At 39.1% G+C, this 24,159-nt stretch carries 21 protein-coding genes; 5 read left to right on the forward strand and 16 right to left on the reverse strand.

The features are described 5' to 3' along the window. Window positions 1-16 precede the first annotated feature (16 nt). From ACPWSO_RS13450 to ACPWSO_RS13485, 8 genes are all read right to left on the reverse strand, one after another. Window positions 17-682, reverse strand: coding sequence for a potassium channel family protein (locus tag ACPWSO_RS13450; RefSeq protein ID WP_426084090.1), 666 nt, complete (start codon window positions 680-682; stop codon window positions 17-19). A gap of 98 nt (window positions 683-780) precedes the next feature. Next, window positions 781-1,413 carry a response regulator gene (locus ACPWSO_RS13455; protein ID WP_426084091.1) on the reverse strand — a complete coding sequence of 211 codons (633 nt, stop codon included), beginning with the start codon at window positions 1,411-1,413 and terminating at the stop codon, window positions 781-783. Next, a complete protein-coding gene (locus ACPWSO_RS13460) occupies window positions 1,388-2,500 on the reverse strand; it encodes a sensor histidine kinase (protein ID WP_426084092.1) in 1,113 nt (370 codons plus the stop codon). Before ACPWSO_RS13460 ends, ACPWSO_RS13455 begins: the two co-directional genes overlap by 26 nt. Next, complete coding sequence (gene liaF, locus ACPWSO_RS13465) at window positions 2,497-3,228, reverse strand: cell wall-active antibiotics response protein LiaF (protein ID WP_426084093.1); 732 nt, start codon at window positions 3,226-3,228, stop codon at window positions 2,497-2,499. The genes ACPWSO_RS13460 and liaF overlap by 4 nt, the downstream gene beginning before the upstream one ends. Before the next feature lie 161 nt (window positions 3,229-3,389). Further along, complete coding sequence (gene greA / locus ACPWSO_RS13470; protein WP_426084094.1) at window positions 3,390-3,863, reverse strand: transcription elongation factor GreA; 474 nt, start codon at window positions 3,861-3,863, stop codon at window positions 3,390-3,392. Window positions 3,864-4,094: 231 nt separating this feature from the next. Then, on the reverse strand, window positions 4,095-5,528 hold the full coding sequence (gene mltG, locus ACPWSO_RS13475; RefSeq protein ID WP_426084095.1) for an endolytic transglycosylase MltG: 1,434 nt from the start codon (window positions 5,526-5,528) through the stop codon (window positions 4,095-4,097). Between the two features lie 796 nt (window positions 5,529-6,324). Continuing rightward, on the reverse strand, window positions 6,325-7,656 hold the full coding sequence (gene nox / locus ACPWSO_RS13480; protein WP_426084096.1) for a H2O-forming NADH oxidase: 1,332 nt from the start codon (window positions 7,654-7,656) through the stop codon (window positions 6,325-6,327). A gap of 280 nt (window positions 7,657-7,936) precedes the next feature. After that, window positions 7,937-8,581: an HAD family hydrolase gene (locus ACPWSO_RS13485; protein ID WP_426084097.1), complete on the reverse strand. Its 645-nt coding sequence runs from the start codon at window positions 8,579-8,581 to the stop codon at window positions 7,937-7,939. A 155-nt stretch (window positions 8,582-8,736) separates the two neighbouring features. On the opposite strand from ACPWSO_RS13485, the gene ACPWSO_RS13490 reads away from it, so the two are divergent. Further along, window positions 8,737-9,708, forward strand: coding sequence for a ring-cleaving dioxygenase (locus ACPWSO_RS13490; protein ID WP_426084098.1), 972 nt, complete (start codon window positions 8,737-8,739; stop codon window positions 9,706-9,708). A gap of 19 nt (window positions 9,709-9,727) precedes the next feature. Continuing rightward, the gene (locus ACPWSO_RS13495; protein WP_426084099.1) at window positions 9,728-10,348 is read left to right on the forward strand and encodes a flavin reductase family protein; all 621 of its coding nucleotides are present in this window, start codon (window positions 9,728-9,730) and stop codon (window positions 10,346-10,348) included. Between the two features lie 561 nt (window positions 10,349-10,909). On the opposite strand, the gene ACPWSO_RS13500 is transcribed toward ACPWSO_RS13495, so the two are convergent. The 4 genes from ACPWSO_RS13500 to ACPWSO_RS13515 all read right to left on the reverse strand — a co-directional run bounded on the left by ACPWSO_RS13500 (window position 10,910) and on the right by ACPWSO_RS13515 (window position 15,565). Beyond that, window positions 10,910-11,275, reverse strand: a complete 366-nt coding sequence (locus ACPWSO_RS13500; protein ID WP_426084100.1) for an iron-sulfur cluster biosynthesis family protein — start codon at window positions 11,273-11,275, stop codon at window positions 10,910-10,912. An 86-nt stretch (window positions 11,276-11,361) separates the two neighbouring features. After that, window positions 11,362-11,859, reverse strand: a complete 498-nt coding sequence (locus tag ACPWSO_RS13505; protein WP_426084101.1) for a gamma carbonic anhydrase family protein — start codon at window positions 11,857-11,859, stop codon at window positions 11,362-11,364. A 212-nt stretch (window positions 11,860-12,071) separates the two neighbouring features. Then, window positions 12,072-13,838 carry an ABC transporter ATP-binding protein gene (locus ACPWSO_RS13510; protein WP_426084102.1) on the reverse strand — a complete coding sequence of 589 codons (1,767 nt, stop codon included), beginning with the start codon at window positions 13,836-13,838 and terminating at the stop codon, window positions 12,072-12,074. Next, complete coding sequence (locus ACPWSO_RS13515; RefSeq protein WP_426084103.1) at window positions 13,835-15,565, reverse strand: ABC transporter ATP-binding protein; 1,731 nt, start codon at window positions 15,563-15,565, stop codon at window positions 13,835-13,837. The genes ACPWSO_RS13510 and ACPWSO_RS13515 overlap by 4 nt, the downstream gene beginning before the upstream one ends. Before the next feature lie 475 nt (window positions 15,566-16,040). Here ACPWSO_RS13515 and ACPWSO_RS13520 point away from each other — a divergent pair, with 475 nt between their 5' ends. Both ACPWSO_RS13520 and rnjA read left to right on the forward strand, forming a co-directional pair. Next, the gene (locus tag ACPWSO_RS13520) at window positions 16,041-16,253 is read left to right on the forward strand and encodes a DNA-directed RNA polymerase subunit epsilon (RefSeq protein ID WP_426084104.1); all 213 of its coding nucleotides are present in this window, start codon (window positions 16,041-16,043) and stop codon (window positions 16,251-16,253) included. Between the two features lie 3 nt (window positions 16,254-16,256). Next, on the forward strand, window positions 16,257-17,933 hold the full coding sequence (gene rnjA, locus ACPWSO_RS13525) for a ribonuclease J1 (protein WP_426084105.1): 1,677 nt from the start codon (window positions 16,257-16,259) through the stop codon (window positions 17,931-17,933). Window positions 17,934-18,083: 150 nt separating this feature from the next. Here rnjA and ACPWSO_RS13530 read toward each other — a convergent pair whose 3' ends face one another. The 4 genes from ACPWSO_RS13530 to ACPWSO_RS13545 form a co-directional block, all read right to left on the reverse strand. Further along, window positions 18,084-18,284, reverse strand: a complete 201-nt coding sequence (locus ACPWSO_RS13530) for a cold-shock protein (RefSeq protein WP_202066772.1) — start codon at window positions 18,282-18,284, stop codon at window positions 18,084-18,086. 151 nt (window positions 18,285-18,435) lie between these two features. Then, window positions 18,436-19,131: a RadC family protein gene (radC, locus tag ACPWSO_RS13535; RefSeq protein ID WP_426084106.1), complete on the reverse strand. Its 696-nt coding sequence runs from the start codon at window positions 19,129-19,131 to the stop codon at window positions 18,436-18,438. A gap of 56 nt (window positions 19,132-19,187) precedes the next feature. Beyond that, window positions 19,188-19,847: an HAD family hydrolase gene (locus tag ACPWSO_RS13540; RefSeq protein WP_426084107.1), complete on the reverse strand. Its 660-nt coding sequence runs from the start codon at window positions 19,845-19,847 to the stop codon at window positions 19,188-19,190. Next, a complete protein-coding gene (locus ACPWSO_RS13545) occupies window positions 19,834-21,156 on the reverse strand; it encodes a bifunctional folylpolyglutamate synthase/dihydrofolate synthase (protein ID WP_426084108.1) in 1,323 nt (440 codons plus the stop codon). The genes ACPWSO_RS13540 and ACPWSO_RS13545 overlap by 14 nt, the downstream gene beginning before the upstream one ends. A 400-nt stretch (window positions 21,157-21,556) precedes the next feature. On the opposite strand from ACPWSO_RS13545, the gene ACPWSO_RS13550 reads away from it, so the two are divergent. Further along, entirely contained in the window at window positions 21,557-24,118 is a 2,562-nt protein-coding gene (locus tag ACPWSO_RS13550) for a YfhO family protein (RefSeq protein ID WP_426084109.1), read from the forward strand. Window positions 24,119-24,159: the final 41 nt, after the last annotated feature.

The raw sequence follows: 24,159 nt of genomic DNA on the forward strand, positions 1-24,159 counted from the left end.
TTTCATGGAAAAATGCTTATTGACTCATTTTCTCGTCCAATAAGTCAACATCGTCCGTATCACCAATTACTAACAGGTTATCATTCTCCCGAACGATTTCTTCTGCAGCAGGAGAAGCAATAACTTCTGTTTTAGATCGACGAATAGCAACTACGGTCAAGCCGAACCGCTGACGGAAATTTAAATCAGCAAGTGTTTTGTTATAAAACTTTGGATTAGATACACGAACCTCTGCTAAGGAAAACTCATTTGACAGCTCAATATAATCTAAAATATTTTTTGATACAAGCTTGTGTGCCAGTCTGACCCCCATATCCCGTTCCGGGTGAACCACTGTATCTGCTCCTATTTTCTCTAATACTCTAGCATGATAAGAGTTCACAGCCTTCGCTAGAACGTTAGGTACACCCATTTCCTTCACCATCAATGTGACCAAGATGCTTGCCTGAATGTCCTCGCCAATCGCTACAACTACATGATCAAAATTGCGGATACCTAAAGAACGCAGGGTCATCTCATCCTGCGCATTAGCAACTACTGCATGAGTAGCAATATTCATGTACTCATTTACCCGATCTTCACTGCTGTCAATTGCAAGGACTTCTTGTCCTGCCTCAGCCAGCGTTTGACAAATACTGCCTCCAAATCTTCCCAATCCAATAACCGCAAAGTTCTGCTTCATAATATTCAATGCTCCTATAAATGAATTTAGCAAAAGCACAATAGGGGGTTATTATTCCTCCATGCACTTCTGCTTTTAAATGCTATACAATTTTATCACTACTCTGTTAGCTGATGCTGAAAAGCATAAATCGTCGCCTGTGTCCGATCATCTACGTCAAGCTTTGCTAAAATATTGGAAACATGGGTTTTTACTGTTTTTAATGTAATAAACAGCTCATCAGCGATTTCCTGATTACTTTTCCCTTTCGCAATCAGCAAAAGAATTTCAAATTCTCTATTTGTTAAATCATCATGAAGAACCGGCTCCTGTTTCTTTGTCAGCCGCTCCATCATTTTTGTTGTAACCTCTGGTTCAAGTACACGTTCCCCACGATAAGTTGCCCGAATAGCATCGGCAATTTCATGAGCTGTAGATGTTTTCAATAAATAGCCGGCAGCGCCAGCTTCAATAGCAGGATATACCTTTTCGTCATCAATAAAACTTGTTACGATAATAATCTTGGCTTCTGGCCAGTCTTTCAATATCGCTTGTGTAGATTCTATCCCATCCATTTCGTCCATAACCAAATCCATCAGAATAACATCCGGTCTTAACTCTAATGCTTTTTCGTAGCCAATTTTTCCATTCTCAGCTTCGCCAATTACTTCAATATCTTCTTGAATAGACAGGTAGGAAGAAACACCTAAGCGCACCATTTCATGGTCATCCACCAGCATTACTTTGATCATCTACAAGCTCCTCCTTTATCACAGGTACTTTTATTTCTACACTCGTTCCTTGGTCTTTAAAGCTAATAATCTTGATTGTACCGCCCATACCGGCTACTCGTTCCCGAATGTTCTTCAAGCCGTAGCTGCCGGCTTTGTTCTCGTTTTCATTTGTATCAAAGCCCACACCGTCATCAACCAGTCGCAAAAGGACGCTATCATTAACTTGATGCATGTATACTTCTAGCTCATGGGCTTTCGCATGACGCAGCGTATTCGATAGGAGCTCCTGAACAATCCGAAACAGATGATCTTCAATACTGTTGTTCAGACAAACATCTTCTACATCCCACGTCAGTTCAATCTTAATTTTTGTCTGCAGTTCTTTTAGAAGCTGTTCAATCCCCTTTTTCAAACTCTTTCCTTCCAGACTTACTGGACGTAAATGCAGCAGCAGGGCTCTCATTTCAGATTGAGAAGCATTGATAATATCACCGACAATCGCCAGTTGTTTCTTGAACATTGCCATTTCAGGCGCCTCTGATTTTTGAGCCTGCTCATTTAGTGCAGAAATCAACATCATCGCGCCAAAGAGCTGCTGACTCACTGAATCATGCAGTTCTCTGGCCAGACGATGACGTTCTGCTTCTAAAATCTCTTCTCTCGTTTCGCCATCTACAATCTGCGGACGACTGTTTAACAACTGAAGTTCTTTCGACATCTCCAGCAATTTAGCCCGAATCTTTCCCATATCCGTGTCAATTTCGCCAACATATGCATCGCTTTCCGGATGGGGGATTCGCTTAGCCAGCAGAGGACTGTCATAGTTCCCAGCTGCCAACAAGCGCAGCTTTTCTTCAATTTTACCATATTGCGCTTTTTGCACAATAGAAATCAATAGAAAAGTAATCAAACCCACCAACAAAGAAATCAGTAAAATATGAAAAAAGAAAGGGATGTAGAAAACTTTTCTACGGAAAAGCTCCAACAGCCAATCTTTTTGTCTTGTTGAATAGAAGTAGGAAAACAGCGTAAATACTACAACTAAAAATGTACTGAGCGAAGCATAAATTGCCAGCATCTGTCGGGAAATCTTCTCACCTATCATACACGGATCACCTCAACATCTCCTAACAAAGTATTTGTAATGATTTTCAGCCTTCTCGGATTATCATCATAGCTGTCGCTGTAAATTTTGAAGGATTCATTTTTCAAATGATACTTCTCGTCTTCAAATGTCACACTGCCGAAAAATGTGGAGTGCTCCAACAGAACTGCTACGCCCAAAGGAACAAGTATCCTTGTGCGGCCAAAACCTTTTCTTACAATAATAACATTGTCATCCTTCGGCAACAAGGTATTTCCTAAATCAACAATTGTGTCGCCTGAAAGAACGTTGATGTTGATATCATCCCACTCATACACATTGCTGCCAATCCGCTCATTGGCAAACCAGGGACGTTTGAAGCGGCGGCCATTTTTACTTTCAACATTCGTTGTCTCAATAATCATCATTTGCTTTTTCTTCCAAGGAGCCCGCTGTGTAATATCAATGCCGGCAACTTCCACACCTTTTAAACCAATAAATAAAATAGCAAAGACAACCATCAGCCAAACAGCCGGACTGTTAATTACCCCAATTAGAATCAGGATAACCCCCATTATAAGTAAAAAACTGTTAAAGTTATTTCTACGCGGTCTTCTTGTAGAAAAGACCACACTTAAAACGCCTAGTATCAACAGGATGAGAAGAGGTGTGTTATGTATAACCTGCCATAAAGCACAAACAAATAATAATGCCTCTACAATAATAAAAAATCTCCATGGATTATTCATTCTTACTCCCCCTTTCTTTCTGTCATTAGTATACCTTGTCTCTCACAATAATATTAGTTGCTTTAGTACGATTTTGCTATAGGTCTTAAGCCTGAGTTTTCAACAAAACGAGGATGGGAGAGTTATTTCTCCTATCCTCGGTTATCATCTTCATCTATTCTTTAGCCTACACGGGTAATTTTTACCTGCATATCGCCGCCCGGTGTTGCAATCGCAACCTCATCACCTAAGTATTTGCCAATCAAAGCCTGTGCAATTGGTGAATCATTGGAAATTTTCCCTGAAAACGGATCCGCTTCAGCACTTCCTACGATTGTATACTCTTCTTCGTCTCCATCTGGCAGTTCCATAAACGCAACCGTTTTTCCAATAGAAACTTCATCTGAATCAACTCCGCCGTTATCGATAATTTCAGCAAAACGAATCATATTTTCCAATGTAGTGATCCGTCCTTCAACGAAAGCCTGTTCGTCTTTAGCAGATTCATACTCAGAGTTTTCAGACAAGTCTCCAAAACTACGGGCAATCTTAATACGCTCTACAATTTCTTTTCGTTTAACTGTTTTTAATTCTTCTAATTCCTGCTCTAACTTTTCTTTTCCTTCAAGTGTCATAGGAAATACTTTTTCCACCATAATGATTCTCCCTTACTAAATTACTACAATTTGTTATGTATTTGTTTCTAACAATATACAGCATTTGTAATCCACAAAAGATTACCACGGTTTCCAAAAATTGTAAATAAGAATTGTGTATTTTTATTTTTTTTCGTTTCTAAAAAATCTACCGCTTTCATAAATTTATCAAAGCGAAACGAGCCTCACCGTAAATAGTTTGGCTCGTAACAAATTACTCTAAAATTATACTTAATCACTATTTTCTTCTGTATTATTCACATATTTGTCTACTAAAACCTGATGCTCTTCATATGTTTCAGCAAAGTAAACTTTTCCAGTAGTGATATCCGCTACAAAGTACAGATAATTGTTCTCTTCAGGATTCAGCACTGCGGAAATCGCCTGTTCACTCGGACTGTCTAGAGGTCCAGGTCCATATCCGGCATTTTTATAGAGATTGTATGGAGAATCAACTTCCAGATCCTCATAGGTTACCAGTTCCTTATGTTCTCCTAATGCGTAAAGTATTGAAATATCGGACTGCAGTGGCATATTAGCAGCCAATCGGTTGAAGAAGACCTGCGCAATGTTTCTTCGGTCGCTTTCTTCGACTCCTTCTTTTTCCACGAGGGAAGCTAGTGTCAACACCTGCTGATTAGACATTCCTTTTGCATGAATTGTTGGCTTGAATTGCTCCATTACACTGTTTGACTTAGCTACCATTTGTTCTACAAAATCTTCCAGTGTAATATCTTTGTAGTAATCATAGGTTGCCGGGAATAGATAGCCTTCCAAACGATAACGAACCCCTTCTGCAGTTGCCGCAGTTTCCAACAAGTCAGGGTATTTCGCTTGAAGCGAGTTAAAATAATCTTGATTTTTCATCAATGCAATAAAATCGTCTTTTTTAAACGAAGTATTTTCTTTGATTGCATCTCCGATTTTATCAATATCATACCCTTCAGGAATCGTTACTTTTCCATCCGCAATTTGAGTTGGCTCAGCTGTTCCTCCAGCTTTGAGCATCTCGCCCACATCGTCCAAGGTCATATCAGGAGACATCTGATAATAGCCTGCCTGAAAATCCGTCAGATTTTTAAATTTAATATAGTAGTTGAACACCATACCGCTTTTAATAACTTTTGATTCCTCTAGTATGGCCCCAATCTCCTTATTAGAAGATCCCTCAGGAATATGAACCTGAACTAGATTAGAATCACTTTTATCCAATGGTTTCAATCCATCATCAACATACTTGTATAAGGTAAAACCGAAAATAGCAATCACCAGAATCAAAACAGAAATAACTAATAATGCTATTTTATTAACAATTCTGTCTTCTTTCTTTCGAGTTCGTCTAAACTCTTCTTTAGAACCTGCTCTATTTTCTGAAGTGCGGTGTACTTCATCCCCACTCTCATTTGTATTTTCTGATTGATAGCCGCCACTGCGGGTATCGTGAGCCGCTGATCGAGAATAGCTTTCGGGAGCTTCCTGCCGAGACTCCCACTCTGATGAGTTATCAGTATAATCAGTATGCGTATTAGTTTCTTCACTATGATAGTTGTTTCCAGAAGAAGATGTATTGTCATTCTCAACATTGTCACCTCTCAAAGAACGCAGTACCTGATCTTTAAAGGAAGAATCAGAATGATCTTGATTATTTTGGTTATCGTTTGCCAAAATTAATCCTCCTTGCTTTTTAAATAACTTCTATAACTCCAACCATTATACATGAAAGTTTTTGAAATTTAAACTTTTTTAGGTAAAAGAGCTCTAAATTAAGATTCTTTTAGTGAAACTATGAGGAGAGCGGGCGCAGTTTCTTCCATCGCTTAAGTAATATTTCTCATTTTTCAAACCTGTAAAATTACAAAAAACGGCAGCTAATAAGTGCTTACTCCTATTTACGCAAAGCCTTTCAACCGAGGTCGAGACAAAAGTGTTTAGCTCCGAGAACCAAGTAGGTACTGTTCAACATCAGCTCATCCCTCGCTGTGTTTCACAGCAATAAGACGGATTATCCGAAAATTGTCAAGAAACACTACAAGGGAACCCAGTAGCTGTTGATTGATACCTACCTGGAGCTTTTCATATTTTTGAGATCGTTCGGCTTATTTCCGAGAACTTCAACTCTTAGTGCTTTTAGCACTTAGAAGTTGATGCTATCGGAACAAAGTGTAGTGAGCTTGCTGTCTCTACGAGTCTAGCGATTCTCGAGACAATGCATTAGGTTCCTACAAGCTTGTCTACGGTTCTCACTCTGTTGCGATCCTCGAAGCATACAAAGACTGGAACGCCGTTTATTCCGATTTTAGAGAAAGAAGAGTTCAGGCATTTACTTATGTCCCAAACTCGAAATAAAAAGCTTCTGAATATCCTACTGTCTACTCTCACCATATAAAGAAAAAACGGTTTTAACATTCTTTTTTACAGGGCAGATAAAAAAGCGGGATAATCTCCCGCTTTTTATCTGTTCCTATTCTGCACTTAATGCTGCCATTGTTATATAGTTATACGGCTGGTTGAAGTGAGGCAGGAAGAAAATATCCAGCAATTTCAGCTTATCAATTGTTACACTTTCCTCAATTGCCAGTGAGAACATGTGAATTCCCATTGAAATATCTTCATAGGATGCCAGCTGAGCACCAATCACTCGACGTGACTCTTCTTCATAAACAATCCGAATTTTCACTTTATTGTTTTCTTTCATAAAGCCAGGCTTTTGTGTATCTTCAAATTCTGTATATTTCACTTTAAAGCCAGCTTTTTCAGCTTCTTGCACAGTTAACCCTGTTGAAACCATATTATAACCAAAAATTGAAATACCATTTGATCCCTGAACACCAATTGCTTCCAACGGTGTACCGCCGACATTGTGAGCACCGACAATCCCTGAACGAACCGCATTTGTTGCTAAAGCGATATAAGTTGTTGCTTGTACAGCATTAGAATAAATGGTTGCACAATCTCCTACTGCGTAAACATCTGGATCACTTGTTTGTTGATGATTGTCTACTAAATAGGCACCATTAGTAAATAATTTCAAATGATCCTTGCCAAGTTCATTATTTGGACGGAAGCCAATAGCGTTAATTACTAAATCTACTGGATATTCCCCTTTATCCGTCACAATAGCTTCTACTTTCTCTGAGCCTTTATATTCTTTGGCCAGTTCATTGTAATGAAGCTCCACACCGTTATCTGATAATACCCTATCCATATCATCAGTAAACCATTTATCATAATAGTTCGGCAGGCAGCGGTCTGCTGCATCAAAAAGCAGAACGTTTTTGCCACGGCGTTTCGCTGCTTCAGCAATTTCCACACCAATGTAGCCTGCACCGATAACTGCTACTGTTTCCACACCTGGCTGAGCCATTGCTGCATCCACGGCCTGACCATCTTGGAAAAGTTTCAGGAACTCAACATTTTTCAACTCTTTTCCTGGAATATCAGGAGAGATAGGAGCCGACCCAGTTGCTAAAATCAGCTTGTCATAAGTCTCAGAAAATTCTGCTCCGTCTTGCTTTTTACAATGAACAATCTTTTGTTCAAAGTCAATGTGATCAACTACTGTTTCCATGTGAATAGTTGCACCTTTAGCTTCAAAATCTTCTTTCTTTGTGTAGAAAAGATTTTCGTAAGAATCAATCTGACGTCCTACCCAAAGAGCAGTTCCACATCCTAAATAGCTCAAGTTCGTATTTTTATCAATCATTACGACCTCTTGATCTTTGTACGTGTCTAATAACGTGTTTGCTGCTGCAATACCTGCGTGATTGGTACCGACAATAACTGTTTTTGTCATTAAAAAAATTCCTCCATTTCATGTTAAAGGTTGTTATTCTATTATAACTCAATGTAAGGGATTACTTTTATCAAAATATCGAGATTTTATCGAAAAAATTGAGAATTAGTGAGCAAACTATTGGTTACGCTTACGTAAGCAAGGCTCCACTACTGTCAAAAAAATTCTATTTTTTCTATTAAGTATTCAAAAATTAACACTTCCAAAAAAATAACGAATGTGATTTTATTGAACATAAAAAAATCCTGAGATTATCTTTCAGGATTTTTGTCTATAATACTCAGATAAGCAAATCAGCTAGTTCAACAGGCTTAGAGAGTATTTTATATGCCCCAGCTACTGTCAATTCTTCTTTGCTGCCATAGCCATACAATACGCCGACTGCTGGAAGATTATTTTCCGCTGCACCTAATATGTCATGCTCTCTATCCCCTATCATTACTGCCTCTGCCGGATTAATATTCCCGTTATTCAGCGCATAGCGAATCACATCTCCTTTTTTCGAACGTATACCGTCCATACTTGCTCCATAGATTCCTTCAAAAAAATCGGTGAGCTGAAAGTAATCTGCTATCTGGCGTGCAAAATGCTCAGGCTTGGACGTTGCTATATAGAGTTGGCAGCCTGCTTGTTTCAATTGCTTTAAAACCTCTGGAATTCCTTCATAAACAGTATTCTCGTAGATTCCTGTTTCCCTGTAATACTCCCTATAATAGGCTACAGCTTTCTCAGCAGCAGTTTCGTCCAAATCATAGTTCGTCATAAAAGAATCTTTTAAAGGCGGCCCTATAAAAGAACGCAGATTATCCTGCGGTGAAACTGCTACCTCCATTTTCTTCAATGCGTAGGTAACAGAATTGATAATCCCCTTACCAGAATCAGTAATCGTACCATCCAAATCAAACAAGAGTGCGCTATATCTCATCTTTATCCCTCCAATTGTTATCCTTATCGTAGCACACTTATTTCTTGTTAACGAGAAATAAAATAGCCAAGACCTATCTATTGCTTTTATTTTCATTTGCCATTATACTTACTTTTAGTAAGTTAAAAAAATCGAACCAGTTGGAGGTACTATTTATGGATACACAAATTAGAGGAATTCACCATGTAACAGCAATGACATCTAGTGCTGAAAAAATTTATCGCTTCTTTACTGATATTCTCGGTTTGCGCTTGATAAAGAAGACAGTAAATCAGGATGATATTGAAACCTATCATTTATATTTCACAGACGACTTGGGGAGTGCAGGAACAGATATGACTTTCTTTGATTTCCCTGGAATCCCTAAAGGAACTAAAGGAACAGACTCCATTTCCAGAACCTCATTCCGTGTAAAAAATGATGCTTCCTTGACTTATTGGATTGATCGGCTTAATCAACATGAAATTGATCATGGAGAAATTCAGGAGCGTTTTGGAAAAAGCTATGTAGAGTTTGAAGATTTTGACGGTCAGCGTTACCAGCTGATTTCAGATGAAAAGAATACCGGTGTAGCTGCTGGTGTTCCTTGGAAAAACAGTAATGTTCCAGCTGAACACGCAATTGTTGGTTTAGGACCCGTCTTTGTCACTGTTGAAAATTTTGAGCATATGCAGCTGGTTCTGACTGAGGTTTTAGGCTTTCATTTAATCGATGCTGAGGGCAGTTTTCATCTATTCGAAATTGGTGAAGGCGGCAATGGTGCCAGCATTATCGTAGAGCACCGTGATGATTTGCCTAAAGCTTCTGAAGGCTTTGGAAACGTGCATCACTTGGCACTGCGTGTTGCTGATGAAGAAGCTCTGCGTTTTTGGATTGACCAAATTAATAAACTAGAATTTCCAAACTCTGGCTTTGTTGAGCGTTTTTATTTTGAATCTGAATACTTTATGGCCGCACCACATGTTCTATTTGAGCTTGCTACTGACGGCCCCGGATTTTTACAGGATGAAACGTATGAAAATGCCGGTGAAAAGCTTTCCCTTCCACCATTTCTAGAACCAAAAAGAAAAGAGATTGAAGCTTTCGTCCGTCCTTTTGATACTACAGATGCCAACGAACAAAGATAAAGCCGAAAGGGTGAAACGCATGCTGCATTATTCTAGTAATCAGCTTTCAAAAAAGCAACAATATAAGTTTTTATCCGGCAGTATTATTCCCAGACCAATTGCCTGGGTAACAACGCTGAATCAGGACAATAATGTAGTTAATGCAGCTCCTTTCAGTTTTTTTAATGCCGCCGCTTCGGATATCCCGCTCATTAGTCTGGCTATTCTAAGAAAAAACGGACTGATGAAGGACACAGCGAGAAATATTCTTGAAAACCATGAGTTAGTTATTCATCTTGTTGATGAGGAAATTGTTGAAGTGATGAATCAAACTGCTGCTTCGTTGCCTGTTGATCAAAGTGAAGTGGTCGTAAATGCGCTTGACACAATCCCTAGTCAGTCGGTCTCCGTGCCAGCAATCAAAAAAGCCAAGTTAAGGATGGAGGCCCGGCTGCATCAGCATATTCCTTTGCAAAATCATACAGGCACTATCGTGACTGATATGATTATTGCTGAGGTTACGGACTTTTACTTTGATCAGACAATTTTTGATAAAGAATCCGAGTATATCCTGCCGGAGACATTTCGACCAGTTGCCCGCTTGGCTGGCAATTCCTATACACAAATGGGCACTATTTTTGACTTAACTAGACCTGAATAATAAATGTACTAGCCCGTTATTGGACAACAGCTTATTATAAAACTAAAAAAGATGCGCCATTATCCGTTCGATAAATGGCACATCTTTTTTCAATAGGCGGATGGGACAGAAGTGTTTAGTCCCGAGAAAATAAGAAGAAATTCACGAAAATGACAGGAAACACGAATGTGAGCTAGTCGATGTCGACTGATTCCTATCTGGTGTTCTCCAAATTTTTGTGAGTTTCGGCTTATTTCCGAAGGTCTTGCTCCTGCGGTTACTCGTCGCAGATGGTAATAAGGCATGTGCTCCTGCGGTTACTCGTCGCAGATGGTAATAAGGCATGTGCTCCTGCGGTTACTCGTCGCAGACGGGTAGTAAGGCATGTGCTCCTGCGGTTACTCGTCGCAGTTTAATGCTGGTATGTGCTACTGCTCCCACTGTTTATCCGGATTCCATGTGAGTAGGATATAACTCATTGAGGTCATGTCCCACTCGCTTCACATGGTACTACTACCGCAAGATAAGCTAAAAAATACGGAGATAAATACTCTAATGATAGACACCATGCACTTTGTCCTGTTAGCCTGTTGTTCGTTCTGGCCGTAAGTCAACAATCTGCACACTACTGTCCAATGTTCCGCTAGGCGTTTTAAGATTCAGCGTATGCAGCCGCTGATCGAAATCCAGTGTCATTTCCTCGTCAAGATAGCGCTTAGAATAATCTTTTATATAGATATCCCCAATACTGCTTTCCACCAACGCATCATAGTCCTTCTTAGACTGTGAAGAATTTAAAATCAGAATGCGAAAGCTCATGTCTAAAGAACAAAAACCAACTTTGGAATATTCACCGGCCCCATCATCCATGTCTAGAATGACTATTGTATTTTCGTTTACATAGCTGGAAAGTTTTTTCTGTGCCTGGTCTGTAATTTTTAGATACATCGCTACCCTCTCCTTCTGCTTCCATTTTAACACCTATTCCTAAATTCTCCGATTAGTCTGCTTCTGTTTGCATCAATCCTATCTTTTTAGTTCCTGACTGCTTGAAACTCCCCATTTTGATGCTTCTTTCCCAATTCAATATAGTGATCCGCATTCCTTTTGTTTTTAGCAATCTCCTCTTTCGTCAACGGACGAATGACTGTTGCAGGACGTCCCAAAGCTAGAACATTTGGCGGAATCACAGTCCCTTCTGTTACTAGTGACCCGGCCCCAATCAAACTGTTTTCACCGATGACAGAGTGATTTAATAAAATACTACCCATACCTATAAGTGCTCCGCTTTTTATCTCACAGCCATGAATAATACACTGATGTCCGATTGTTACATAGCTTCCAATGGTCACCGCTGCCTGCGGATCTACATGAATGATTGTGCCATCCTGAATGTTGCTGCCTTTTCCTATCTCAATTGTCTGATTATCTCCCCGCAATACTGTTTGATACCAAATACTCACATCTTCTGCCAGCCGAACATCACCGTAAACATCTGCACTTTCTGCAATGAAACCTTGTTCTTTCGTCATCATTTTCCCTTCTTTCTTTCACTCTAGTATAGCAAATTCCAGACTTGCTTTCTAAATAAAAAAGGACTGAAGTCTAGTCAAAATGACTAGACTTCAGTCCTTAGCACCGCATAAATGGGATTTTGAATCTTCTCCATTCTTCGAAGGTTTGTGGTAACCACCTTAGCTTTACCAGATAGTGCGATTACCTTAGCGACCTTTTTTTCTATTCTTTAATCATAATCACCGTCTTCTGCAAACTGACTGTTATACAGTTTTTCATAAAAACCACCTTGTGTTAGCAATTCTTCATGGGTACCTTTTTCTATAATTTCTCCTTGATTCATTACGAGAATCAAATCTGCTCCTCTAATTGTGGATAAGCGGTGAGCTATTACAAAACTAGTACGTCCTTGCATAACCTTATCCATAGCTTTTTGAATCAACGCTTCTAATCGCGTATCCACGGAACTGGTCGCTTCATCCAAGATTAAGATTTTCGGATCAGAAATTACTGCGCGGGCAATCGTAAGCAGCTGCTTCTGCCCTAGTGAGACATTATCTCCCTCTGCATTGATTTCCATATCGTAGCCGTCAGGCATTGTACGAATAAAATGATCTACATTGGCCGTCTCTGCTGCATCAACAACTTCATAATCAGTTGCATCCAGCTTTCCAAAACGAATGTTGTCCGCGATTGTTCCCTGATAAAGCCAGGCATCTTGGAGAACCATGCCAAAAACAGAGCGGACATCGCTGCGATTCATCTGTTTCGTATCCACACCATCAATTTTTATAGCCCCTTCATTCACATCATAGAAGCGCATCAACAGATTAATTAGGGTAGTTTTCCCGGCACCTGTTGGTCCAACGATAGCAACTGTCTGTCCAGCCTTCACTTCAAAATTTAAGTCACGAATTAATGGTTTTTTCGGATCATAGCTAAAGCTAACATTTTCAAACAACACATCGCCTTCTACTGAAGCTGGCAGAGGAACATCCTGAGAATTTACGATTTCCTCTGGTTCATCAAGAATCTCGAACACACGCTTGGTCGCCGCTGAGGCACTTTGCAGCGCAGCCGATAATTGTGTGATATTTCCCATAGGCTGGCTGATTTGCCAGATGTATTGAATCATTGCCTGTAGTTGACCAACAGCAATAATCTCCAAAATAACATCCCGACTTCCCAGAACAGCAATCACAATATACGTTGCATAAGCTGTCAGTTGAACCAGCGGCATCATCAGCCCAGAAATAAACGTTGCTTTAAACCCATAATTCTGTAAAGTTGCATTTACTTCCTTGAATCCTTCAAGGGTTTGCTTTTCCCGGCCATAAAGCTTTAAGATACTAAAGCCAGTCATATTTTCCTGTACATAACCATTCATATCACCCAAAGCATTCTGCATGTTTTGGAAGTATTTCTGTGAAATTTTAACGATTGTCTGTGATATGAAGATAGATAATGGAATCATAATCATAGAAATCAACGCTAGACGAATATTGATATAAAACATCATTGATGCCGCCATAACAATTCCTAGTACAGCAGAAATAATATTGATGAAGCTTTGTTGGAAGGCATTGCTTACTGCATCCACATCATTCGTTACACGTGAAAGAATATTCCCCTGCTGATTTTTATCAAAATATGAAACCGGCAGACGATTAATTTTTTCATCGATATCCCGCCGTAAATCCCTCATCGAATGCTGTACAACATTAGTCATCAGGTAGCCTGATAAAAACTGTGTTATACAATAGCCAAGTCCCACAATCAAAATCCAAACCAGACACTGCTTGATATACTCGAAGTTAATCGATTCGCCATTGGAAATATTTTTAGCTATTTCCGTTGTCGGAAGCCCTGAAACATATGGCATTGCCGCGTTTAATGCGACTGTTAAGACTGTAAAAATAATGACCAAAATAAAATGCGTTTTATAAGGTCCTATATATTTCCCTAAACGTTTAACGGAAGAAAGCCCATTTTTCATGCCAATTCCTCCTCTGACAATTGAGAAGCTGCAATATCATAATAAATAGGACAGTTCTCAAGTAATTCCTTGTGGGTTCCCATTCCCACGATGTTTCCTTCATCTAATACGATGATCTTATCGGCATGCATAATTGTTCCCACACGTTGGGCAACAATCAGAACCGTAGATTCTTTTGTTTCTTTTTTCAAACGGGCACGCAATTTAGCGTCAGTCTGATAGTCCAGCGCAGAAAAACTATCATCAAATATATAGATTTCAGGATTTCTGATAACGGCACGAGCAATTGATAACCGCTGCTTCTGTCCGCCAGAGAAATTTGCGCCGCCTTCTGACAGCAGCTCGTCAAAGCCTAGTTGTTTTTGCGAAATAAAATCAGAAGCCTGGGCAATATCCGCTGCACGCTCCATCTCTTCCATCGTCGCATCTTCCTTACCATAACGAAGGTTTTCAGCAATTGTTCCAGTGAAAAGAAGTGCTTTTTGCGGAATATAACCAATTTTTTCTCTCAATGCAGCTAAATTATACTCCCGCACATCTACACCATCAATCAGCACTTGACCTTCAGAAATATCATAAAACCTTGGAATCAATTGAATCAAGGTTGATTTCCCACTCCCTGTACTTCCAATGAAGGCAACGGTTTCGCCAGGGGACGCTGTAAAGCTCACATCCCGAATAACCGGACTTTGCGCATGGCCTGGATAAGCAAAGGTTACGTTTTTAAATTCTACGTAGCCTTTTTGCTGTGTTTCAGTAACTCCTTTAGGATTTTCCTTGATATCAGGATCCATATCAAATGCTTCTTGTATTCTTCGAGCAGATACCGCAGCCCGAGGATACATCATGAACATGCTGGCAAACAACATAAAAGAAAACAGTGCATGAAAGATATATTCAATAAAGGCTATCAAATCACCCACCGCTAAGCTGCCGGCATCAATTTGAAGTGTCCCATTCCAAATAATTAATACCATTACGATATTAAATAGAAAGAAAAAGCCCGGCTGAGCAGCAGCCATTAACCGGAAGAGACTCTTCGAACTGCTGGTGTAGTTTTCATTGACTTTTTTAAAGCGGGACTCTTCGAACTTTTCATTCACAAAGGCTCGAACCACACGCAGCCCAGACAAGTTTTCCCGAAGGATACTATTAATTCCATCTAGATTTTTCTGCTGCTTGTTAGATAAAGGTTCAGAGACCTTAGCAATCATAACTACGGCCAAAAGCAGAATCGGTAATGCTCCTAAAACAAAAATACCAAGCGATGGACTTGTACGGACCACCATAACTAGGCTGACAACAAACATCATCGGTGTCATAAAACCGATTCGCAGAACATTGCCCATAAAAAGCATAATCTGGTATGCATCATTGGTTGTTCGGGTAATTAATGAAGAAACACCCAACGTTTCATATTCCCTATGTGAGAATGACTGAATTTTTTCAAAAAGATCATTTCGAATATCCTGAATGATATTGGTTGTAATCCTCGCCCCAAAATAACCCAGCATGATATTCATAATCACACCGACAACAGTAATAATAATCATTAGTAGTCCCTGCTGCTTTACATAATCAAAATCGTTCTTTTGTATTCCGTTATCAATCATGCGTGCTAAGATTGTCGGCAGCCCCAATTCAATCAATATAAACCCAAATACACAAATGAAATCTGCAAGCAAAAGCTTCTTATATCTCATCGTGTAGCGCCACATCAATTTCAAATAATCATCTCCTTATTCAAATTTTAGGTCAGTGCTTTCACTATAGCACAAAAATAACCCAATGGTAAATCTTCATATTTAAAACAAATGATTTAATCTTTTATCATTTGTTTTTTAATTTTTCTGATACAGCTTTTCACGTTTCAGTGAGATTAGGAAAATATCTACAGTCATAGTTCTTAGACATCGCTTGCTGCCTTTTTTAAATTCTCTATAAAATAATCGTCCTTTCTATACTTCTTAATTGTTCTATGATAAAATATCAATAATTGTTGTACCCACAACACACAGGACGGTTGAATTTCTTCTACATATAATGGAGTAAGGCTAGACTCCATTCATCATCAACTCAATGTTTTTGATGGCAAATACTGAATAGGGTGGAGGACCACCTCGTTTTGTTGTGTCGAAATTTTATAGATACTAAAAATAATAAATTAAGCATGCATAAGCATGTATGGAGGAGAATATAATTATGATTTTTAAAGTTTATTACCAGGAAACTAAAACAAGAAACCCAAAAAGAGAAGATACATTGTCTATTTACGTTGAAGGCGAAAGTGAAGTGGCAGTGCGTCAGCTAGTCGAAGATAATACCCTGTACAACATTGAATTTATTCAGCTTCTTGAAGGAAATCATTTAACTTATGAGCAAGAGCATGCTGAGTTTAAATTAACGGAGTTTTAACCTATGAGAGTGAATATAAAAAACAATGAGACGGGTGTATTCGGTATCGGCGGTCTTGGCGAAATTGGCAAAAACACTTACGGTGTACAGTTTCAGGATGAGATTATCCTGATTGATGCAGGAATCAAATTTCCTGAGGATGATTTGTTGGGAATTGATTATGTTATCCCTGATTACAGCTATATCATCCAAAATCTGACAAAAGTAAAGGCATTGGTTATCACCCACGGACACGAAGATCATATTGGCGGTGTTCCTTTCCTGTTAAAACAGGCGAATATTCCTATTTATGCTGGACCTCTTGCTCTAGCATTGATTACCAATAAGCTGGATGAACACGGATTACTCCGTGATGCAGAGCTTCATGAAATTAACGAAGACAGCGTGATTCGTTTCAGAAAAACATCAGTTAGCTTCTTTAGAACAACTCATAGTATTCCGGATGCTTTGGGAATTGTTGTCAAAACACCTCCGGGAAATATCGTTGCCACAGGAGATTTCAAGTTTGACTTCACGCCTGTAGGAGAACCAGCCAATCTCCATCGTATGGCAAAAATCGGTGAAGAAGGTGTTCTATGTCTGCTTTCCGATAGTACAAATGCTGAAATCCCAACATTTACAAAATCCGAGAAAACAATCGGTACTTCAATCATGAGAATTTTTGAAAAGATTGAAGGTAGAATTATCTTTGCCAGCTTTGCTTCAAATATTTTTCGTTTACAACAGGCTGCTGAAGCTGCTGTCCGAACTGGGAGAAAAATCGCTGTATTTGGGCGTAGTATGGAAAATGCCATTGTGAATGGCGAACGTCTGGGATATATCAATGTGCCCAACGGTACATTTGTGGAAGCCTCTAAGATTAATCAGCTTCCAGCAAATGAAACAATGATTCTATGTACTGGGTCTCAAGGAGAGCCTATGGCTGCTCTGAGCCGTATTGCCAACGGAACTCATCGGCAGATTTCTGTACAGCCAGGAGATACGGTTGTCTTCTCCAGCTCGCCTATTCCCGGAAATACAACTAGTGTTAACCGGCTGATTAACCTACTTTCAGAAGCTGGTGCAAAAGTGATTCACGGTAAAATCAATAATATCCATACTTCTGGTCACGGCGGTCAGGAAGAGCAAAAGCTCATGCTTCGCCTTATGAAGCCTAAATTTTTTGTTCCTGTTCATGGTGAATTTAGAATGTTGAAAATCCATGCTTCCTTAGCAATGGATGTGGGAGTTCCCGAAGAAAACTGTTTTATTATGGAAAACGGGGATGTTCTTGCCTTAACTGCAGAGAGTGCTCATTCAGCTGGTCACTTTAATGCCAGCGATGTTTATGTAGATGGAAATGGTGTTGGCGACATCGGAAATATCGTCTTGAGAGACAGACGTATTCTTTCTGAAGAAGGTCTTGTCCTAGCCGTTGCCACAGTTGATATCAAAAATAAAATCATTCAGGCTGGTCCTGATATTCTGTCCCGCGGCTTTGTCTATATGCGTGAATCCGGAGACATGATTAATGAAGGACAGCGGCTCTTGTTCCATGCACTTCGTGAAGCGCTGAAAGACAGTAACTGTACAGAAGCTAAGCTATGCGAAGCCATTACCGCTACGTTACAGCCTTATCTCTTTGAAAAAACAGAACGTCACCCAATGATTTTACCAATGATTATGACAGTTAATGATTAGAAATTTTAAATACCACGAACTCAACTGAAAGGTCGAGTCCGCGGTATTTTTTTTGGTTCTATAATGATTATTTTCCCGCAATTTAGCATGTACCCTTTTTCTTCTACAAAAAAACACCTGAATGAACATCAGGTGTTTCGAATGGACATATTATTGTTTTTCAACGTTTACCGCTTGAGGTCCGCGATCTGAATCTTCAACATCAAAAGTTACTGCTTGACCTTCTTCTAAAGTTTTGAAGCCGTCACCTTGAATTGCTGAAAAATGAACAAATACATCGCTTCCATCTTCACGAGAGATAAAGCCAAACCCTTTTTCTGCGTTAAACCATTTTACTGTTCCTTGTTCCATTACCTGTTCCTCCTCGTGCTTAAGCACTGAAATAATTGTAACTTTGCCCGTTTACGATAGAGGATTTTAATCAATAAAAACTTCTATACTGTCCCAAACAAGATTACAAGTTTATTCTACACGCGCTTTTTTATTTTTGCAAGAAATGTAATTAGTTACCCCTCAAAAAATTTTCTTCCCGCATACTAATGTATCCGCTGTGACCGACAATAATATGATCCAGCAGCTCAATTCCCATCATTTCTCCGCACTCCTGCATTCTCCGTGTAAACAGGATATCACTTTGAGAAGGTGTAGGATTTCCACTCGGATGATTATGGGCTAAAACAATTCGGGCTGCTGAATACTTTACTGCTCCTTTAAATATCTCTCTAGGATGAGCGATACTCTGATTTAGCGAGCCTTTGAACACAGTATCCTGTCGAATCACTTCATTTTTTGTGTTCAGGTAGAGACAGACCAGATGCTCCTGTTGAAAATCTCTCATCTCATAAATCAGCTCCTGGGCAATTTGATAGCTGGATGAAATCTTACCCATTTTCACCGGACTGCTCTGCTGTAGTCGATAACCGAACTCAACAGCAGCTCTTAGCTCGATTGCCTTAACCTTGCCAATTCCTTTGATAGACATCATCTCGTGAAGTGACGCATTTTTTAGTTCATACAGATGTTTAAAATGCTTCAAAATAATAGATGCCAGTTCCATCACATTTTTCTCTCTTGAACCGGTTCTCAACAGAATCGCCAAGAGCTCTTGATTGGATAATGCTTTTTCACCGACAGCTTCCAACCGCTCTCTCGGCAGACAATCCTCTGGCATTTCGTGAATAAATAGTTTCTTTTCCATAAAACAGCTCCTTTTCGTACTCTAATAAAAGATACGCAAAGGAGCTGTTTTTTCTATCAGATGCTTAGATAGGTTGGTACATCATTCAGACTGTTCAATACTTTTAGTGTTTTCACTTTTAACTCCTCATCAGGCTGCAGCAAATCAGGAATCATAATTACCGGTATACCTGCGGCGTAAGCGGCGTTCACACCATGGGATGAATCCTCAAGAACCAGTGTTTTTTCCGGTTTAGTACCGAGTAATCCGGCTGCCTTTTGAAAAATCTCAGGGTCTGGCTTCGCCCGGCTAACATCTTCAGCGGATACAATCTGTTGAAATCGGTCACTGATACCGGCATTTCCAAGCAAAAGCTCAATGGCAGGCCGAACGTTGCTTGAAGCAACAATCTTCGGAATATTGTTTTCTTCAAGGTAATCCAACAATTCGATTACACCAGGCTTCATTGGTACCTGACCGGCTTTGAATGCAGCTAACGTATCTGCATACGAACGCTGAATAAATTCTTCTACTTTTTCTTTACCGTGTGCTTCAAAAATACGATGGTAGTTCTCCTGAACCTCTTCGTCGGAAACACCCAAAAACTCAAGGTATAGCTCCTTTGTATAAGTGAACCCCATAATGTCGGCAATCTTTTGTGAGGATTGATAATAAATCATTTCAGTATCAAACAAAAGACCATCCATATCAAAAATAACACCGTCAAATTTTTTCATTCTTTCCTCCTATTGTCATTAATAAATCCCGTACCTGTGATACGAAATAAAGTGACCCAGTGACCAGCAGCATGTCTTCATTTGTCATCTTTTCGAGAATTTCTCCTAGCCCAAATTGCCAAAGAGAGACAATCTCGGTTTTTTCATCAGTAAAGTGCTCAAGTGCTGAAAGATTGACAGCTTTGGGATATTCAAATGTAGTTAAATAAATATGGATATTCGGTACTTGCTGCAGCAGTCGAATCATCTGATCTACATTTTTGGTTGATAAGGATGAGAACAGCACATGAATTGACCGATCTTTAAACTCCTTCTCCAGATTCTCTACCAGCCGGCGAATGGCATGATCATTATGTGCCCCATCCAATACAATCATCGGCTCTTCACTAACTCGCTCCATACGGGCAGGCCAAATGGCCTTCATCAGCCCTTGGCGAATAGTTCGCGTTTGAAAGGGCTGCTTAGTCAGCTGGCAAAAGATTGCAAACAGTTCAATTGCCATGCCGGCGTTTTCTGTCTGATGACGGCCTAATAAAGGCGTTTTTAAATCTTTAATTTTCCCATTTTGATCTTGAAAGGTAAAAACCTCGCCCCATTCTTTATCTAGATGCTGATACATAACGTCATAAGCAGCCCCAAAACGATAGATAGCTGCATCTTGTTGCTCAGCCTGCTCTTCAATAACCGCTAAAGCGGGTGCTTCAATTTTTCCAGTGACAACAGGGATGCCTTTTTTTATGATGCCCGCCTTTTGAAAGGCAATTTTCTCCAATGTATCTCCTAAGATATCCGTGTGATCCATACCAATGGTTGTAATCCCTGTGAGCAAAGGCTCAACAACGTTCGTACTATCCATTAATCCGCCTAGGCCAACTTCAATAATAGCAACATCCACCTGCTCATTTAAAAAATAGTCAAAGGCCATTGCCGTTAGTGTTTCAAATTCTGTAATACCGCTGATTTCAGGTATTTCATCCATCGCTACAACAATCGGCTGATATTTTTCTACATAAGTAATGAGCTGATTATCAGGTATTCCTATTCCATCAATAGCAATTCGTTCATTGAATGTTTCTATATAAGGAGAAGTAAACGTACCGACCTTCAAGCCAGCTTCCTCCAGCAAACACCTTAAATAGGTTACTGTAGAGCCTTTACCATTCGTTCCTGCAATATGAATCGTAGAGACTTTTTTCTGCGGATTTCCAACACGCTCCAACAGCCCATTTACACGTTCCAAACCTGGACGTGAGCCAAAGGGCAGCCGACTATGAATCCATGCTATAGCTTCTTCTATTTTTATTGACATATTTTCGCCACCTCGCACCTCTTATTATAGCGAAAGCCTCCAATGATTTCACTAATAAAGAAAATTTACTGAAAAATTTTCTCAACGACATTTATTATCCGCGAAACAATAATAAGCAAAAAATTATCAGAATTTTTAAAGAATTACTTAAGTTCTCTAAAAAAAAGCAAATCTGTCTAAATATCCTCATGGATAAAACAGAGCTGTGATAAAATAACAACTGTTAAGTCTAGTAATAAGTATCCTTCTTAATGCAAAAATGATTTATTTCATATTTATTCTCAACTGTTTCATAATTTTTGCAGAAATTTTTGTTCCCATGCTACACTAGATGTCAGTATGAACAAATAAACTAGGTAATTGATGACTTAACTAACTGTTTGATTGAGGTGAAAAATAGATGAAGTTAAAGGAAAAAGGGTTGATTCTTGGTAGTTTTTTACTTCCGTTTACTATTGTTATTATACTTTGGATTATTTTAGGAGTTGCACCATTTGGAAACAATAACTTACTGGCAAGCGATCTTGGCAGTCAGTATTTACCATTTTTAAGTAATTTCAAACGATTTGTTGAAGAAGGCAACATGACCTTCTATTCTTTCTCTAATGGTCTTGGTGATACAATTTTCCCACTAAGCTCGTATTATTTGCTAAGTCCGTTCAATTTCTTAGCACTTTTGTTTCCCTATGAGCAGCTGCCGATAGCAGTTGTTTGGATTATTACTTTAAAAATTTCCTGTATTGGCAGCGCTATGTTCTACTATTTGAAAAGAACATATACAGATATTTCATCCTATACCTGGATTTTTTCTACTGCTTATAGTCTCTGCGGCTTTACAGCTGCTTACAGCATTAACTTTATGTGGCTGGATGCATTGATTCTGTTTCCTTTGCTCGCTTTAGGTTTACAGAAGCTCTGGTACGATAAACGCGTTACAATGTATGTTATTATACTTTTTCTAACTATTTTTACAAATTACTATCTAGGTTACATGGTTTGTATTTTTGCCGTTGGCTACAGTATTTATTTGTATTTAAAACAAAATGCTGCAACTTCATTTTTAGGTTTTGTCCGTGAAGGAAAAGTATTTTTTATTGCCTCCATTCTTTCAGGTCTGTCTACCAGCTTTATTCTACTACCTGCACTGGAAGGTATGCTTCAGACAAAGAAAACTGCTTTCAGTCTGCTGACGTTTCTGCCTTACCCTAAATTTGGTCTTTCTTTCTTTTCACAGTTTGGTATCGGCAATGTAGACTTCAATTTACGACTGGATCATTTGCCGACTGTTTTTTCTGGTCTATTAATTGTTCTTTTGTTTTTGACTTACTTTTTATTGCCGTCAATCTCAAAAAAAGAAAAACGACTTGCTCTCTACCTAACAGTCCTTTTATTTTTAAGTTTTTGGATTGAGCTTTTTAATACTTTTTGGCATATGTTTCAGAGTCCAGCAGGATTCCCATACCGCAATACGTTTATTTTTAGTTTTATCATGGTCAAATTTGCTTATGAAGCCTTCCTAAGAATACGATCGAAAGAAAAAATACCTGTAAAAGCACCCGTTATTTTTTCGACGGGTTTGATTGTAGGTTATGCGGCTCTTTACTTATTCAACCGAGAGTTTTTGCTGTCTTATAGTTACCCAGCAATTAGTTTAGTCCTTGTTTGGTGTTATTATTTCTTGTTTAACTATATTCAGCTAACAGCGAAATCACGCTGGCTGAAAACTACAGCAGCAGCCTTTATGGTCTTTACGATTTTTGCAGAGCTGGGTGGTAACTATTGGATTTCCTTGAAGGAAATTCCTTTTGGTAATCAGCAGGCCTTTGAACAAAATTACAAAGAACAGGCTAAGGTGCTTAGCACGATTGAAGGTGAGAACCTTTTTAGAATCAAGCATACTGTTGATTCTAAAAAGGCAGGCTATCTAGAAAAGAATAATGGCTATAACGATTCAATTCTTTACGGCTATTCCGGCATTTCCAGCTATACTTCCACACTGCATTCAGACACTCAGGATACATTAGCCGCTCTTGGTCTTTTCCAAAAAAATGACCGCCGGATTGGTTATGTGGATGATTCCCAGGTAGTGAACTTCCTGTTTAATGTCACTCATCAGATAACCCCAATAAAAACTGATGAAAGAGAATTGCTGTCAGAAAATAACCAAACCTTTGTTTACCAAAATCAGGAAGCTGTTGGCTTAGGTTTTTTAGTGCCTGAAAGCTTCGAAAAGGTCCACCTAGCTGCCAACAAGCCATTAGTGAATCAGGAAAACCTGCTTCAGGCAATTCAAAAAAATGAGGAACCTTATTTTAAAACAACAAAAAAAGCGGCTGAAATTATTTCTAAAGATAAGAAAAGCTATCACTTGGAGATTAATCCTGTTTCAGACGGCGAACTGTATTTTTATTTACCAAATATCAACTGGTCAAAAATAGAAAGCCTGACTGTTAATGGTAAAAAAATCAGTCCATCGATGTTCATTCATACAAATCAACTGTTTAACTTAGGTTATTTTTCAAAAAATGAACTGGTTGTTTTAGAGCTAAGCAGCAGCAAACAACTAACCCTCAAGGGGCTAGAGCTGGCGACACTGGATCAGCAGCTGTTCACCACCCTGACTGCTGCTAAGAAAAAACAAGCAATAGATTTACGGTGGACAAAAAAAGGCGAGCTTTTCGGCAATATTTCGGTAAAAAAAGAAAATCAACTACTATATCTATCTGTTCCTTACGACGATAACTGGCTGATTAAAGCCAACGGAAAAAAAGTAAAACAGGTAGCTGTGGCGGGCAATATGATGGCGATTCCTTTAGATGAGGGAACCTATTCCATCGCTATGGTATACCGTTCCATGAGCTTCTATGCCGGCGGACTGATTACTTTAACCACTATTATTGGTTTTCTGATTTTTCGTTATTGGATTCATATCAAGAAAAAGCGGGAGCTGCAAAGCTGCTAAATAAAAAACAAGCGGGGCACTAGAAGCTCCGCTTGTTTTTT

Origin of the sequence: Enterococcus sp. LJL51 (genome assembly GCF_049894025.1) — a bacterium.
Lineage (GTDB): Bacteria > Bacillota > Bacilli > Lactobacillales > Enterococcaceae > Enterococcus_L.

Bases quoted from the DNA above. Each gene is read 5' to 3' on its own strand.
- ACPWSO_RS13450 (WP_426084090.1), bottom strand. From the start codon at position 682: ATGAAGCAGAACTTTGCGGTTATTGGATTGGGAAGATTTGGAGGCAGT.
- ACPWSO_RS13455 (WP_426084091.1), bottom strand. From the start codon at position 1,413: ATGATCAAAGTAATGCTGGTGGATGACCATGAAATGGTGCGCTTAGGT.
- ACPWSO_RS13460 (WP_426084092.1), bottom strand. From the start codon at position 2,500: ATGATAGGTGAGAAGATTTCCCGACAGATGCTGGCAATTTATGCTTCG.
- liaF (WP_426084093.1), bottom strand. From the start codon at position 3,228: ATGAATAATCCATGGAGATTTTTTATTATTGTAGAGGCATTATTATTT.
- greA (WP_426084094.1), bottom strand. From the start codon at position 3,863: ATGGTGGAAAAAGTATTTCCTATGACACTTGAAGGAAAAGAAAAGTTA.
- nox (WP_426084096.1), bottom strand. From the start codon at position 7,656: ATGACAAAAACAGTTATTGTCGGTACCAATCACGCAGGTATTGCAGCA.
- ACPWSO_RS13485 (WP_426084097.1), bottom strand. From the start codon at position 8,581: ATGAGATATAGCGCACTCTTGTTTGATTTGGATGGTACGATTACTGAT.
- ACPWSO_RS13490 (WP_426084098.1), top strand. From the start codon at position 8,737: ATGGATACACAAATTAGAGGAATTCACCATGTAACAGCAATGACATCT.
- ACPWSO_RS13495 (WP_426084099.1), top strand. From the start codon at position 9,728: ATGCTGCATTATTCTAGTAATCAGCTTTCAAAAAAGCAACAATATAAG.
- ACPWSO_RS13500 (WP_426084100.1), bottom strand. From the start codon at position 11,275: ATGTATCTAAAAATTACAGACCAGGCACAGAAAAAACTTTCCAGCTAT.
- ACPWSO_RS13505 (WP_426084101.1), bottom strand. From the start codon at position 11,859: ATGACGAAAGAACAAGGTTTCATTGCAGAAAGTGCAGATGTTTACGGT.
- ACPWSO_RS13510 (WP_426084102.1), bottom strand. From the start codon at position 13,838: ATGAAAAATGGGCTTTCTTCCGTTAAACGTTTAGGGAAATATATAGGA.
- ACPWSO_RS13520 (WP_426084104.1), top strand. From the start codon at position 16,041: ATGATTTTTAAAGTTTATTACCAGGAAACTAAAACAAGAAACCCAAAA.
- rnjA (WP_426084105.1), top strand. From the start codon at position 16,257: ATGAGAGTGAATATAAAAAACAATGAGACGGGTGTATTCGGTATCGGC.
- ACPWSO_RS13530 (WP_202066772.1), bottom strand. From the start codon at position 18,284: ATGGAACAAGGAACAGTAAAATGGTTTAACGCAGAAAAAGGGTTTGGC.
- radC (WP_426084106.1), bottom strand. From the start codon at position 19,131: ATGGAAAAGAAACTATTTATTCACGAAATGCCAGAGGATTGTCTGCCG.
- ACPWSO_RS13540 (WP_426084107.1), bottom strand. From the start codon at position 19,847: ATGAAAAAATTTGACGGTGTTATTTTTGATATGGATGGTCTTTTGTTT.
- ACPWSO_RS13545 (WP_426084108.1), bottom strand. From the start codon at position 21,156: ATGTCAATAAAAATAGAAGAAGCTATAGCATGGATTCATAGTCGGCTG.
- ACPWSO_RS13550 (WP_426084109.1), top strand. From the start codon at position 21,557: ATGAAGTTAAAGGAAAAAGGGTTGATTCTTGGTAGTTTTTTACTTCCG.